The organism is Chelatococcus caeni (assembly GCF_014196925.1).
Classification (GTDB): Bacteria; Pseudomonadota; Alphaproteobacteria; order Rhizobiales; family Beijerinckiaceae; genus Chelatococcus_A; species Chelatococcus_A caeni.
Genome location: NZ_JACIEN010000004.1, coordinates 112,038 through 125,101, shown reverse-complemented (window position 1 = coordinate 125,101; position 13,064 = coordinate 112,038). Strand labels below are relative to the sequence as shown.

At 68.7% G+C, this 13,064-nt stretch carries 13 protein-coding genes; 7 read left to right on the top strand and 6 right to left on the bottom strand.

All coding sequences use genetic code 11. From position 1 onward, the window contains the following. Positions 1–11 precede the first annotated feature (11 nt). The gene (locus GGR16_RS26080; RefSeq protein WP_082312700.1) at positions 12–341 is read right to left on the bottom strand and encodes a DUF2934 domain-containing protein; all 330 of its coding nucleotides are present in this window, start codon (positions 339–341) and stop codon (positions 12–14) included. 383 nt (positions 342–724) lie between these two features. Here GGR16_RS26080 and GGR16_RS16750 point away from each other — a divergent pair, with 383 nt between their 5' ends. Further along, complete coding sequence (locus GGR16_RS16750; protein WP_183317338.1) at positions 725–3,088, top strand: caspase family protein; 2,364 nt, start codon at positions 725–727, stop codon at positions 3,086–3,088. Positions 3,089–3,119: 31 nt separating this feature from the next. Here GGR16_RS16750 and GGR16_RS16745 read toward each other — a convergent pair whose 3' ends face one another. Continuing rightward, positions 3,120–3,758 (bottom strand): class I SAM-dependent methyltransferase, encoded by a 639-nt coding sequence (locus GGR16_RS16745; RefSeq protein WP_183317337.1) that lies wholly within the window; start codon positions 3,756–3,758, stop codon positions 3,120–3,122. Between the two features lie 345 nt (positions 3,759–4,103). Here GGR16_RS16745 and GGR16_RS16740 point away from each other — a divergent pair, with 345 nt between their 5' ends. From GGR16_RS16740 to GGR16_RS16720, 5 genes are all read left to right on the top strand, one after another. After that, entirely contained in the window at positions 4,104–4,547 is a 444-nt protein-coding gene (locus GGR16_RS16740) for a cupin domain-containing protein (protein ID WP_019402312.1), read from the top strand. Positions 4,548–4,565: 18 nt separating this feature from the next. Then, the gene (locus tag GGR16_RS16735) at positions 4,566–4,925 is read left to right on the top strand and encodes a methyltransferase domain-containing protein (RefSeq protein WP_183317336.1); all 360 of its coding nucleotides are present in this window, start codon (positions 4,566–4,568) and stop codon (positions 4,923–4,925) included. A 79-nt stretch (positions 4,926–5,004) separates the two neighbouring features. Continuing rightward, positions 5,005–5,598, top strand: a complete 594-nt coding sequence (locus GGR16_RS16730; RefSeq protein WP_019402314.1) for an RNA polymerase sigma factor — start codon at positions 5,005–5,007, stop codon at positions 5,596–5,598. Next, positions 5,591–5,833: an anti-sigma factor family protein gene (locus GGR16_RS16725; protein ID WP_019402315.1), complete on the top strand. Its 243-nt coding sequence runs from the start codon at positions 5,591–5,593 to the stop codon at positions 5,831–5,833. Before GGR16_RS16730 ends, GGR16_RS16725 begins: the two co-directional genes overlap by 8 nt. Before the next feature lie 21 nt (positions 5,834–5,854). Continuing rightward, positions 5,855–6,670 carry a methyltransferase domain-containing protein gene (locus tag GGR16_RS16720; protein WP_183317335.1) on the top strand — a complete coding sequence of 272 codons (816 nt, stop codon included), beginning with the start codon at positions 5,855–5,857 and terminating at the stop codon, positions 6,668–6,670. A gap of 145 nt (positions 6,671–6,815) precedes the next feature. Here GGR16_RS16720 and GGR16_RS16715 read toward each other — a convergent pair whose 3' ends face one another. The 4 genes from GGR16_RS16715 to GGR16_RS16700 all read right to left on the bottom strand — a co-directional run bounded on the left by GGR16_RS16715 (position 6,816) and on the right by GGR16_RS16700 (position 11,498). Beyond that, the gene (locus GGR16_RS16715) at positions 6,816–8,993 is read right to left on the bottom strand and encodes a xanthine dehydrogenase family protein molybdopterin-binding subunit (protein WP_183317334.1); all 2,178 of its coding nucleotides are present in this window, start codon (positions 8,991–8,993) and stop codon (positions 6,816–6,818) included. Positions 8,994–8,997: 4 nt separating this feature from the next. Beyond that, complete coding sequence (locus tag GGR16_RS16710) at positions 8,998–9,456, bottom strand: (2Fe-2S)-binding protein (RefSeq protein WP_019402318.1); 459 nt, start codon at positions 9,454–9,456, stop codon at positions 8,998–9,000. Positions 9,457–9,742: 286 nt separating this feature from the next. After that, positions 9,743–10,636, bottom strand: coding sequence for a LysR family transcriptional regulator (locus GGR16_RS16705; protein ID WP_183317333.1), 894 nt, complete (start codon positions 10,634–10,636; stop codon positions 9,743–9,745). A gap of 259 nt (positions 10,637–10,895) precedes the next feature. Then, positions 10,896–11,498, bottom strand: coding sequence for a LysE family transporter (locus tag GGR16_RS16700; RefSeq protein WP_183317332.1), 603 nt, complete (start codon positions 11,496–11,498; stop codon positions 10,896–10,898). A 102-nt stretch (positions 11,499–11,600) separates the two neighbouring features. On the opposite strand from GGR16_RS16700, the gene GGR16_RS16695 reads away from it, so the two are divergent. Next, entirely contained in the window at positions 11,601–12,983 is a 1,383-nt protein-coding gene (locus GGR16_RS16695) for an aminotransferase-like domain-containing protein (RefSeq protein ID WP_183317331.1), read from the top strand. Positions 12,984–13,064 lie beyond the last annotated feature (81 nt).

Here is a 13,064-nt window from a genome sequence, read left to right as displayed (position 1 = left end):
ACGTTGCTGCATCAGCTCTGCCGTCGGCGCCCCTTGGGCTTGCCGATGGAGGAGAGCGGTTCCGCCTTCGCGCGCCGCCGGCCGGGCGGCGCGGGCGGCGGGAGATCACCGGTCTCGCCGGCAGATCCAGCGGCTTCCGCCGGTGTCTCGCCCGATCGCGCGCTGCCGGCCGGGTCGGGCGCGAGGGCTCCGCCGGTCTCCTCCTCCTCGCCCGCGCTGCCCTCGCTGGCGATGATCTGCCGGGCCATCTCCCAGTGACGCTCCTCCTGGCCGGTCGGGCATCCTTCCTCCTGCCAGATCTGATAGGCGCGCCTGCGGATCCGTTCTTCTAGGCTGGCCATGGTTCAGGGCTCCCGCACGGTGCTGTCCGGAAGCTCCGAACCGGAGCGGCGTTTTTTTGTTCCGTGTTCGTCCGCCGCATCCGCTGCCGCGTGACAGCGCGAGCGGCAGCAGCGCGCCGACCGGACCGGCGGACCCGGACACCCTGCCGGAACGAAATGCCGGGCTGGGCGTTTCTTTCCAGCCGAAGAGGCGAAAAGCTGCACGGGAAAGGACCACGCTCGCGAATGACAGCGTACAGGCGGGGCCATGAAAGCCGACACGGCAGCGTGCAGCCGGAAACCGTATAAATATGAATATTATGATCGTATAGTCTGAATTATTATTTCTGTTTACTGATCGAGGCCATAAATCCGGGGCTGGCGGCGACAAGGAATAAAGTGACATGCTTCGCCGGACCCTGTTTCTGATCATCATGGCCAGCGCCCTCATCATGGGCGCAGGAACCTCCTTCGCGCAGCAGGAGCGCTTCGCGCTCGTCATCGGCCAGGCCGACTATCCGAGCGGCAGCTTGCCGACCACCCTCAACGACGCCGGCCTCGTGGCCCAGACCCTGCGGACGGCCGGGTTTGACGTATCGGGCGGAGCCGATCTTGGAGGCGACGATCTGCGCCATGCCGTACGTGAGTTCCTGGGCAAGGTCCAAGGCGCCGGCCGGGATGCGACTGTCGTCGTCTATCTGGCGGGCCAGGCGTTGCAGATCGAGGGGGAGAACTATTTCCTACCGATCGACGCCCGGCTGAACAACGACAGCGATGTTCCGCTGGAAGGCTTCAGGATTTCGGACATGCTCCGGTCGCTGGCCGGAACGCCGGTCGGCATCAACATCGTCATCCTTGACGCCGCGCGCGCCTACCCCAAGCTGGGCGGGCAGCCGATCGCGCCGGGCCTCGCCATCATGGATGCCCCGCAGGGATTCGCCATCGCGTTCTCAGCGGCGCCGAACACGGTCGCGCCGGAAGAGCAGGGGCCCTATGGCCCGTACGCCACGGCGCTCGCCGAGATGATGCAGCAGCCGGGACTGCCGCTCGAGGTGCTTTTCGACCGCGTGCGCCTGCGCGTGCACGAGGCGACCGCGGGCCGGCAGACCCCCTGGGACAGCCTCAATCTCGGCGGCGCCGACTTCTTCTTCTTCGAGCCCGAGCCCGGGTCCGCGCCCGTGGCCGGCCCGCCGCCGCGCCGCTCGATCGAGCAGCTGCCGGCTCCGGAAGCCTATGTCTATGCGATCGAGGAAGACACCATTCCGGTCTACCAGGAGTTCCTGCGCGTCTATCCGCAGGATCCGATGGCCCGGCGCGTGCGGGTCATCCTCGCCGAGCGGCGCGAAGCGCTGATCTGGCGCCGCACCCTCGTCATGGATTCGCCGGAAGCATACTGGACCTACCTGCGCCGCTATCCGCGCGGCCCGCATGCCGAGGACAGCCGCCGCCGCCTCTCGAGGCTGTCGGTCGCGCTCGAGCCGCCGCGCCAGTTCGACATCATCGAATACGACGACCTGCCGCCGCGGCTGCCGGACGAGTTCGAGGATTATGCCGAGATCTACGAGATCCGCGACCTGCCGCCGCCGCCACCGCCCCCCGTCGCCATCCTGCCGCCGCGGCCGGCCGAATTCGAGCGCCTGCCGCCGCCTCCGCCGCCGCCGACAGCCGGCTTCCTGCCGATCCCCACCGACGTGCCCGTGCCGAGCGCAGCGCGGCGGCGGCCGGAAGGCGTTTTCCGTCCGGCGCTGGATCCGCAGAGGGTCATCGACGTTCAGGCGCCGCAAACCGCGCCCTCGCCGGCAGCGCCCGAAGGCGCGCGCCCGGGCACCGATCAGCCACCGCCCCCGACCGCGCCTGCCCCGCAGCGCACGGCGCCGCAGGGCGACCGGGCGCCGCAGCCGGCCGACGATGCCCGGCCCGGCTCACCCGCGCCCGCTCAGCCGGGCGAGGCGCCCCGCCAGCGCCGCGCACCGGGTGAACCGCCCGTGCCGGACCGGGACGCGGCGCCGCCCGCATCCGCCCCCGGCCGCCTGCGCGACCAGGAAAGGGCTCCTGCCGATCAGGTCCGGCCGCGGCGAGAGCGGACACCTCGACCGGCAGATCGCGAAGCCCCGCGGCAGCGCCGCGCCCCGGGCGAACTGCCCGTGCCCGGAGAAGGCGCGGCGCCATCGGCGCCAGCGCCGGAGCCCGGCCGGCTTCGCGACCGGCGGACAGCCCCGAGCGACGAGGTCCGGCCGCAGCGGAGAACCCGACCCGCCGAGCGCGAAGCCCCGCGGCAGCGCCGCACGCCGGGTGAGCCTTCGACGCCGAGGCGCGACGCCGCACCGCCGGAGCGTCCGCCCGCCGCGCGCCTTCCCGGCCGCCAGACGGCGCCGGACGAGGTCCGGCCGCGGCAACCGGCAAGGCAGGCGCCGGCCGACGCCAGGCCCCGGCGCGAGCCCAGGCCTCCGGCAGCCGCTCCCCCTCCTGCACGCATGCAGCAGCCGTCCGTCCGCGAGGCGCCGCCGCGAAGCGAAAGGCCGAGGCCGGCGCGGCCGGAACGCCCATCCGGGTTCGAGGGGGGCGCCCCGGCAATGCCCGGAGCGCGGCCGGGCAGGGCGGAACAGCCCCGCGCGCCCGCCGCCATGCCGCGGCCAGAACAGCCCGCGCCGGAACAGCCCCGCATGCAGGCCCCCCGTCAGCAGCCGTCCGGTCCACCGGCGGAGCGCGGCCCGCGCGGGCCTGGCCGGCGCGGCTGCCCAGAAGGCGCAGACTGCCCGCAGCCATAGATGCGTGGTGAATGGACGACCGGTCCAGTGATCATCGCCTGCGGGCCACGATGTAGGGGCGCCGGTCCTTGCCTCTGCTGGCGTGGGTCTCCCGGGCAAGAATGTCGAACCCCGCGCCGGTGATCAGCCGTTCCAACGCGGATGTGTTGAACGAACTGACATGCGGCGCTTGTCCGACAGCGCGCATCGCGGGCAGCAGGAGCAGCCGGATCAGCGGGTTCATGTCTCCGAGGCAGGGGGTCTTCGAGATGAACAGGCCCGCGGGCTTCAGCAGCGTGTGAATGCCACGCAGGGTGCCCGGCACGTCACGCACCAGGTGCAGGTAGTTGAAACCCAGGACGACGTCGAACCGGCTTTCGTCGCGGACCAGCTCCTCGGCCGTCGCCGTGCGAAACGAGAGCGCCGGGACCGGCTCCGCCGCCAGCTTCTCTTCGGCGATCGCGATCATGCCGCGGGAAATGTCCGTCGCGAGATAGCTCTGGACGCCACCTGCAAGTCGCAGTGCCGTCGTCCCCGTGCCGCAACCCAGTTCCAGCACGTCATCGGCGGGCCGCAGACGGGCGCGCGTGCGGTCGAGGGTGCGCTCGTACCCATCCCGATCCGCGATGGCGGAGCGGGCATATCTGCGGGAAGACCTGTCCCAGAAGCGGGCGTCGCTGGCGGTGCTCATAATGCCGTTCTCCCTGGGCAGGAAAGCTTGCCCTGATATGCGGCGGGTTAGACATGGGCCGGCCCCGCTCCGCAACACCGGCAGTTTCTCCATCTGCACCGCGTCCGGCAACGGGGCAGATCCGCGCCACCTGAGCGGCACCTTGGCAACGCTGGCCTGCCCAGCAACCGACGATCTCCTCGGCAACCATCCCGCGACGCCACTCATCGGCAGGTCTTGCCGCCGTGCGTCCCGAGCCGGGAACTTTATGCGCCGCGATCGCGTCCTTGCCTTCCGATCGGCCGGTCGCCGCACCTGCGCAGCGGCGCGGAAAGGGGCCCGTGCCGGCAAGGAAGGAGAAGTCCCATGAGAGAGAGCATCATCAGGAGCCTCTTCATCGCCACGGCAATGGGATTGGCGCTGCCGGTCCCTGTATCCGCCCAGGACGACGCTTTGCCGGCCGGGTTCACCGCCGAACCGCTCATCAAGACGGGAGTGACCCGCGACGAGGAGCCGATCGTCTATCCGACGGGGAAGCCGGAGATCATCTCGGTCATCGGCACGCTGGACAAGGACGGGCGCACCGCCCTCCACGAGCATCCGGTGCCGGTCTACGTCTACGTGATGGATGGCGAGATCGAGCTGAAATCCGAAGGCGGCAACCCGCAGCGGTACAAGGCCGGCGAAGCCTTCATCGAGGCGCAGAACCGCAAGCACCAGGCTTTCAACGTCGCTGACGGTCCGAGCAAGATCCTCGTCGTCTTTGTCGGCGAGGAAGGCAAGCCGACCACCGTGACCGCAACCAAGTAACGCCAAGGCGGTGACGCAATGGACCTCCGGCACGGCTGGAGGTCCTGCCCGCGCAATCGGGCCGGCGCCGCCCCCGACAAGGCCAGGGTGTTCAGGGAAGCGGCACGTTTCCTGAAATCGGGCGGGCGGCTTGCTCTGTCGGACATCGTCACCGAAGCGCAGCTGCCCGAGAGCATCGTCTGCAATTCGACGCTCGGGGCGGCTTGCATCGGGGGCGCGACGCAGCAGGACGGCTACCGCTCTCTCATCGAGGCCGCCGGGCTGCGGGTCAAAGCCGTGGAAGACAACCCGGCCTACGCGTTCATTTTCGACAACGCGAAGGGGGCGAGCCGGAAATACGGCGTCAAGAGCGTTTCGCTCCTGGCGGTGAAGGCCTGATCGGGCCGCGAGACGAAACGGCCTCGCGACCCGGCGAGGCCCTCGTTGCGAGCCGCCGTGCAGGCTGGCAGAATGCGACATGGGCGAAGACCCTGATCGCGCATTCTTCCGTGCCGAAATCGAGAGGCTGATGGACAGCCTTTACGGCACGGCGTTGCGCCTGACGCGCAATCCCGCCGATGCCGAGGATCTGGTCGCCGAGACGGTCATGAAGGCGTGGGCGCATTTCGGCCAGCTCGCCGACCGCCGCTGCTTTCATAAATGGCTGCTTCGCATCCTGGCCAACACCTTCGTCTCGAGCCGGCGCCACATGCGGCCGGAGACCGAGGCACTCAACATCGACGACGAGGAGTCCTGCTTCTCGCTGTTCGAGAAGATGCATCAGCCCTTCCTGCTCTGGTGGAGCAATCCGGAACAGGAACTGATCCGCAAGATGCTCCGCAAGGACATCGAGGCGGCCATCGATGCCATCCCCACGGCATTCCGGACCGTGCTGATCCTGGTCGAGATCAACGGCCAGTCCTACGCGGAGGCGGCCGAGACGCTGGGCCTGCCGATCGGGACGGTGCGCTCGCGGCTCAGCCGGGCACGCTGCCTCCTGCAGCGGGCGCTGTGGGAACAGGCCCGGGATGCGGGATTGAACACCGCGAAATCGAAGGTTTCCGATGCCTGAGAGCAAGAACATACGCTGCGAAGAAGTCGTGGAACACCTTCTGACCTTTCTCGACGGAGAAGAGGTCGGAGAAGGGCGGCGAAGTCTCATTGAACAGCATCTGGAGGAATGCCGGAGTTGCTGCTCGCGAGCGGATTTCGAGCTTGCCCTGCGCCACCGCGTGCGCGAGGTGGCGGCGAAGCGACCGACAGCCATCCTGCGGAACAGGATCCGTCAGCTTATCGACCAGTTCTAGGGGAGCTCGGAGGAGGAACGCATGGTTGCGGTGCTGGGCTTCAACAGGGAGCAGATCCTGGGTGCAGTGCGCAACATGTACACGGACGTGGCGCTGCGGCCGGAAAGGGTCTTCCATTTCCCGACCGGACGGGCTGCCTGCCTCTTCGTCGGCTATCCCGAATCCTGGCTCGACGCCCTGCCGCCGACGGCGGTGGAGTCCTTCGCCGGCGTGGGCTTCCCGTTCCACGCCGACGTGATCCGTCGGGGAGATCGCATTCTCGACATCGGCTCGGGCTCGGGCACGGACGTGCTGAGCGCCGCCCGGCTCGCAGGCCCCGCGGGCAAGGTCTATGCCCTCGACATGACCCCTGCCATGCTCGACAAGCTGCGGGGCAACCTCGAGCGCACCGGGACTGAAAACGTCGTCGTCCTGGAGGGCAACGCCGAGGCGATTCCGCTTCCCGACGCCAGCATCGACGTGGTCACCAGCAACGGCGTGCTGAACCTGGTGCCGGACAAGCCGCGCGCCTTCGCCGAGATATTCCGCGTGCTGCGTCCGGGCGGCTCGGTCCAGATCGCCGACATCGTCGTGGCCAAGCCGGTCAGCGAGACCTCGCGCGCCAATCCGAAGCTCTGGGCCGAATGCGTCGTCGGCGCCTCGATCGAGGACGATTACCTCGACATGTTCCACGCCGCCGGCTTCGCGGACGCATGCGTCCTGCGCGGCTTCGATTACTTCGCCGCCAGCTCCAGCCCCGACACGCGCCGCGTCGCCGGTGCACTCGGCGCCAGGGCGGTCGAGATCCGGATGTCGAAGCCGGGTCGTGCCATCCCGAACCCGATCGGCAGGACCTGAGAAGGAGCCGGGCAGGTCCAGACCGCCGGAGCAGGGGCGCTTCCCGGCATTTCGACGGGCTTCTTGCGCCGGCCCGGAGACGCGACGAGGGAGGCCGGCATCGCCGCCCCCCTCGGATGCTCGTGAACGCGACGCCCTGCAGGCGTCAGGCGCCTTGCGCCAACGGCAGGACGTTGACGGCGCGCCCGGCTGCCGCGAGCGCATTGGCGACGGCCGGGCCGATCGGCGGCACCCCGGGCTCGCCGGCGCCCGTCGGCGGGGCGGTCGAGGGAACGATGTGCACCTCGACGCGCGGCATCTCGGAAAAGCGCAGCACCTCGTAGGTGTCGAAATTGCCCTGGTCGACCTCGCCCTCGGTCAGGGTGATCTGCGAATGCAGGACCGCCCCGAGGCCGAAGCCGATGCCGCCCTCCATCTGGGCGCGGATCTGATCGGGGTTGATGGCGACGCCGCAGTCGACCGCGCAGACGACGCGCTCGACCCGGAAGCCGCCCTTGTCGTCTACCGCGATCTCCGCCACCTCCGCGACGACGGTCGAGAAGGATTCGTGCACCGCGACACCGCGGAAGCGGCCTGGAGTCAAGGGCTCGCTCCAGCCCGCCTTCTCGGCCGCGAGATCGAGGACGCGCAGGTGGCGGGGATGGTCCTTCAGCAGCGCGCGGCGATACTCGACCGGATCACGCTCCGCTGCCTTGGCCAGCGCGTCGATCATGGTCTCCATGGCATAGGCCGTATGCGTATGGCCGACCGAGCGCCACCACAGCACGGGTACGCCGTTCGACGTCGTCGTCAGCTCCGCCGTGAAGTTGGGAATGGCGTAGGGGGTACCCGACACGCCCTCGACGGAGGTCACATCGACGCCATCCTTGATCAAGGCGGCGAAAGGCGTGTTCGCCACGATGGACTGGCCGACGATGCGGTGCTGCCAGGCGAGCGGATTGCCGTTCGCGTCGATGGCCGCCCTGACCGCATGAAGGTACATCGGCCGGTAGCGGCCACCCGCCATGTCGTCCTCGCGCGTCCACAGCACCTTGACCGGGGCCCGCCAGCCGATCGCCTTGGCGCATTCGACGGCCTCGACGATGACGTCGGCATCGGGCGTCGCACGCCGGCCGAAGCCGCCGCCCGTCATCATGACGTGAAGGCGCACGTTCTCCGGCGATACGCCGGCGATCTCGGCGGCCATGGCCTGGTAGAGGTCCGGCATCTGGTGGCCGCCCCAGACCTCGAGCACGTCGCCCTCCCGGCGGGCGACCGCATCGAGCGGCTCCAGCGCGGCATGGGCGAGATAGGGGAACTCGTAGGTCGCCTCGACCACCCTCGCGGCGCCGGCGAAAGCCGCCCCGGCATCGCCGCGGCGATCGGCGACGGCGGTCGGCGGTTCTGCGGCGAGGCGCTTGTACTCGGCCATCAGCTCGGCCGAGCCACGGCCTTCCGCAGCCTCGAGGTTCCACTCCACGGTAAGGGCCTCGCGCCCCTTCATGGCGGCCCAGGTGTGCTCCGCGATGACGGCGACGCCGCGCGAGATCTGAACCACGTCGACGACGCCCTTGACGGCCTTCGCCGCCGTCGCGTCGAAGGAGCGGACCGTGCCGCCGAAGCGGGGAGGGTGCGCCACCACGGCCGTCAGCATGCCGGGCAGCCTGACGTCGATGGTATAGGCCTGCCGGCCGGTCGACTTGTCGGCGCTGTCGACGCGGCGGAACGTCTCGCTGCCGATCAGCGTCCAGTCCTTCGGGTCCTTGAGCGACACCTCGGCGGGCACCGGCAAGCGGGCGGCGCTCTCCGCCAGTTCGCCGAAGGTGGCGCGACGCCCCGAGGCGTGGGAGATGACGCCGCCCTCGACCGTGATCTCGCCGGCCGGCACGCCCCATTGGTCTGCCGCGGCTGCGACGAGCATGGCACGCGCAGTGGCGCCGGCGCGCCGGTAGCGCTCGAAGGAGGACGTCATGGCCGTCGATCCGCCGGTGCCCTGCATGGCCCCGCCCCAGGCGAGATTGCCGTAGAGCTTCGGATTGCCGGCGGCGCCGTCGACGCGGATCTGGGCAGGGGCGGCGCCGAGTTCCTCGGCCACCAGAGTGGCGACGCCGGAATAGGCCCCCTGGCCCATTTCCAGATGCGCCGACAGCACGGTGACGGTGTTGTCCGGGGCGATGCGCAGATAGGCGGCAAAGGGGGCTTCGCCTGCAGCCGCCGCCGGCTGCGCAGCGGCCCGCACGGCCGGCAGACCGAGCGTGAGACCGGCGCCCGCGGCGCCGGACAGGACGAGGAAGCGGCGGCGGCTCAGCGCCGGAGAAGGAACGGGAGGAGCGAAGAAACGCATCGGGTCAGCCCTCCAGGGTGCGGGCGGCTTCGTGGATGCCGGCGCGGATGCGCTGGTAGGTGGCGCAACGGCACAGGTTGCCGTCCATGGCAGCGTCGATGTCCGCGTCGCTCGGCTTCGGCGTCTCCGTCAGCAGCGCCACGGCGGCCATGACCTGTCCCGACTGGCAATAGCCGCACTGCGGCACGTCGAGCGCCGTCCAGGCCGTGATCACCGCGTCGGCGACCTTGTTGCCGCCGAGGCCTTCGATGGTCACGACCTTCTGCCCCTCGACGGCACTCACCGGCGTCACGCAGGAGCGGATGGGCTGGCCGTCGACATGTACCGTACAGGCGCCGCACTGGGCTGCGCCACAACCGAACTTCGTGCCCGTCAGCCCGATGACGTCGCGCAGCACCCACAGCAGCGGCATCTCGGGATCGGCATCGATCGTGAATTCGCGGTCATTCACTGTCAGTTTCATGCAACCGCTCCTTGCGGGCCGTTCAAGCGGAAAAGCCACCGACGGGACGGCGGGAGCCCCCGGAGAGGCGGGCAAATGTCCCTGGTGGTGCGGCAGGCGGCCGAGGTCGCGCCTGCCGGTGTGAGGTTTAGATTTAGAGCGAATACAAGCGACGATTAGATGCGGTTTCCCGATAAGGCTTATGAACCGGCTTCATGAATGAGAGCGGCAGCCCCTGTAGAGGAGCAGGGCGCCTGACGGCCCGTGTCGCCGCAATTGCCTTTGGGAAGAGGGGGACCGGCGCCTGTTATGCGCGATAGCGCAGCGCTTCCACCAGCAACGCGAAGGCTGCCGAGGGCTGCCGCCGCGAGGGATAATAGAGATGATAGCCGGCGAACGGCGGGCACCAGTCCTCCAGCACCCGCACGAGGCGCCCGTCCGCCAGATGGGCGGTGACCTGATCCTCCATGACGATGGCGAGCCCGAAGCCGGCGAGGGCGGCGCGCACGATCATGTTGCCATTGTTGAAGGTCAGCTGCCCGTCGACGCGGACGCGCAGCTCGCGGCCGTCCTTCTCCAGCTCCCAGGCATAGAGACCGCCGCCGGTCGAGAAGCGCATGTTGATGCAGCGGTGCTCGGCCAGCTCGTGCGGCATGCAGGGAACCGGATGCCTGGCGAAATAGGCGGGCGAGCCGACGACGGCCAGGCGCAGATCCGGGCCGATCCGCACCGCCACCATGTCCTTGGCAAGCGCCTCGCCGAGCCTGACCCCGGCGTCGAAGCGCTCGCTCACGATGTCGGTCAAGCGGGAATCGATGCTGAGTTCGACGTGAATGTCCGGATAATTGGGGAGGAGCCTTTCGAGGCCAGGCCACAGGATGGTCTCCGCCGCATGTTCGGAGGCCGTGATGCGGATGGTCCCCGCCGGCTTCTCCCGCAATTCGCCGAGCAGGGTGAGCTGGGTCGCGATGCTGTCGAGGGCCGGCCGCAACGTGCCGAGCAGCCGCTCGCCCGCCTCGGTCGGCGCGACGTTTCGCGTGGTGCGGGTCAGCAGCCGCACGCCGAGGCGCGCCTCCAGCCGCCGGATCGTGTGGCTCAGCGATGACTGCGACGTGCCGAGCCTGGCCGCGGCCCGCGTGAAGCTGTGCTCCTCGGCCACGGCGAGAAAAACGTTGAGGTCGACGAGATCCTCACGGCGCATTCATGAACTCCGAACATGACTGAGGGCAATTTCTGACAGTCGATCCGCATGATGTAGGTCATGAGAATGCGTCGGCGGCAGGCCACGGGCCGGCGCGACAGTCACCATCGTCGCAACACCCGTGCTGGCGTCATCTAGGAGCTGCGGCGCGCTTTGCCAGTGGCGGCGAGCCAGTTATGGGCCGCGGCGCGGTCGCCTGCGGAATCCGGCGGCGATTGTCCGCACCGCCGGTACGGGGATTCGGCCGGCAATTTCGCCGCTACGTTGCTGCCGTGACGATGGGATAGAGGGACGCGAGCAGCAGCAGTGCCATGGCGATATTGAAGACACGCCGAGAGGCAGGATTACTCAGAAATCCTCGCAATATGGTTCCGAATGCCGCCCAGGCGCTGACGCAGGGAGCATTGATCACCATGAACAGGGCCGCCACCGTCACGACGTTCAGCAGGAAACCGTCCTGAGGCGTATAGGTCGCAACGGCCCCGACGGCCATGATCCACGCCTTGGGATTGACCCACTGGAAAGCCGCTGCCTGCAGGAAGCTGAGCGGCCTGGCGTCCGAACCATCCGCGCTTGTCGCCGCTGAGCCGCCGATGCGCCAGGCGAGGTAGATGAGGTAAGCCGCGCCGCCGTAGCGAAGCGCATCGTGCAGGATCGGGAAGGCGAGGAACACGCTTCCAATCCCCAGCCCGACCGCCAGCACCATGGCCGTGAAGCCAATGCTGATGCCGAAGATCATCGGCACCGTCGGGCCAAACCCGTGGTTGGCTCCTGATGCGAGCAACATCGTGTTGTTGGGCCCGGGCGTGATGGAGGTCACGAAGGCATAGGCGGTGAAGGCAAGAAGAAGATCTGAAGTCACAAGGGGAGCCAAAGAGACTGACGGGTGCTCGGCGGCACTATAAAAACGTGACGCTTTCCGATAAATCGATAAAGCGTCACGTGACACTTTTCTGGACCCTCGATGCGCCTTGCCTCTCCCTGGACGCCCCGCCTGGCCGAAACGAAGGGGCCGCCCTGCCAACGGCTGGTCGCTGCGCTCGCGGAAGATATTGCCTCAGGGGCCGTGCCCGGCGGCGCCCGCTTGCCGCCGCATCGCGATCTCGCCTATCGCCTCGGGATCGGCCTCGGCACCGTCACCAAAGCCTATGGCATTCTGGAACGGCGCGGTCTGGTGCATAGCGTCCGCGGGCGGGGAATGTTCGTCACCGGACTGCCGCCCAGGCCGGCGGGCATCATCGACCTGAGCATCAATACCCCGCCGCAGGTGCTGAGCGATCGCCTCCTGGCGGCGACGCTCACCAGGCTCGCCAGGCGCCTCGACGCCGGAACCTTCGGCGCCTATGCGTCCGCCGCCGGCAGCCACGCACACCGGGCCCGGATGACGCACTGGCTGGGCCTGCAACGGCTGGAGGTCACGCCGGATCGTGTCCTGCTCTGCAATGGTGCGCAGCACGCCCTGGCCGTCGCCTTCGCCGTGGCCTGCCCACGAGACGCCGCCGTCCTGACCGAATCCATCACCTATCCGGGAGCGATCGCACTGGCGCGGCAGAATGGCCACGTCCTGACCGGCCTTGCGATGGACGATCAAGGCCTGTTGCCGGAGGCGCTGGAGCGGGCCTTGCGGTTCCGCGCCGCCGAAATGTCCGCACGCGTTCTTTACGTCACGCCGACCCTGCAGAACCCGACCGCCGCGACGATGGGGCTCGCCCGGCGGCAGGACATCGTTCGACTGTGCCGGGCTCATGACGTCCTCATCGTCGAGGATGACGTCTATTCCATCTTCGCGCCGCCGGACCTGCCGCCGCTGGCGACACTCGCTCCCGAACGGACGCTCTATGTGGGCGGCCTGTCGAAGACGCTGAGCCCCGGCCTGCGGATCGGAGTGCTGGCCGTCCCCGAGGCACTGGTCGGCAGCGCCTTGTCCGCCCTGCAAGCCACATCCTCCATGGCCTCGCCGGTAACCAGCATGATGATGGAAGAATGGCTGACGGACGGGACCGCGGGCTCGGTTGCGGCGTCGATTTGCCTGGAGGCGCGGAAGCGCTGCGATCTTGCCCGCACCTTGCTGCCCTGCGGCCGGGTGTCGGCTTCGGCGGCAGGATTTCATCTCTGGCTGCCCATGCCGGTGACCGAGGCCGAAAATGTGGCGCGACGGGCGGCGGAGAGGGGCGTGATCGTGCCGTCTCCAACCATGTTTCTCGTCGATCCGGACGCCACGCAGTCCGGTGTTCGGCTCAGCCTCGGAGGACCGCCGATCGGCGCGTTGGAGCGGGCGTTGCCCCTTGTCGGACAGCTTCTCGCCCCCGGCGACGTGCAGGAGCAGTCCGGGTTCGCCAGACTTTGAACCGATCAGTGGATACAAAATCATTATCTGTCGGTTATAGGGATTATCTGGCGGCATAGGCGGGATTAAACGGGATCAGGC

Bases quoted from the DNA above. Each gene is read 5' to 3' on its own strand.
- GGR16_RS26080 (WP_082312700.1), bottom strand. From the start codon at position 341: ATGGCCAGCCTAGAAGAACGGATCCGCAGGCGCGCCTATCAGATCTGG.
- GGR16_RS16750 (WP_183317338.1), top strand. From the start codon at position 725: ATGCTTCGCCGGACCCTGTTTCTGATCATCATGGCCAGCGCCCTCATC.
- GGR16_RS16745 (WP_183317337.1), bottom strand. From the start codon at position 3,758: ATGAGCACCGCCAGCGACGCCCGCTTCTGGGACAGGTCTTCCCGCAGA.
- GGR16_RS16740 (WP_019402312.1), top strand. From the start codon at position 4,104: ATGAGAGAGAGCATCATCAGGAGCCTCTTCATCGCCACGGCAATGGGA.
- GGR16_RS16735 (WP_183317336.1), top strand. From the start codon at position 4,566: ATGGACCTCCGGCACGGCTGGAGGTCCTGCCCGCGCAATCGGGCCGGC.
- GGR16_RS16730 (WP_019402314.1), top strand. From the start codon at position 5,005: ATGGGCGAAGACCCTGATCGCGCATTCTTCCGTGCCGAAATCGAGAGG.
- GGR16_RS16725 (WP_019402315.1), top strand. From the start codon at position 5,591: ATGCCTGAGAGCAAGAACATACGCTGCGAAGAAGTCGTGGAACACCTT.
- GGR16_RS16720 (WP_183317335.1), top strand. From the start codon at position 5,855: ATGGTTGCGGTGCTGGGCTTCAACAGGGAGCAGATCCTGGGTGCAGTG.
- GGR16_RS16715 (WP_183317334.1), bottom strand. From the start codon at position 8,993: ATGCGTTTCTTCGCTCCTCCCGTTCCTTCTCCGGCGCTGAGCCGCCGC.
- GGR16_RS16710 (WP_019402318.1), bottom strand. From the start codon at position 9,456: ATGAAACTGACAGTGAATGACCGCGAATTCACGATCGATGCCGATCCC.
- GGR16_RS16705 (WP_183317333.1), bottom strand. From the start codon at position 10,636: ATGCGCCGTGAGGATCTCGTCGACCTCAACGTTTTTCTCGCCGTGGCC.
- GGR16_RS16695 (WP_183317331.1), top strand. From the start codon at position 11,601: ATGCGCCTTGCCTCTCCCTGGACGCCCCGCCTGGCCGAAACGAAGGGG.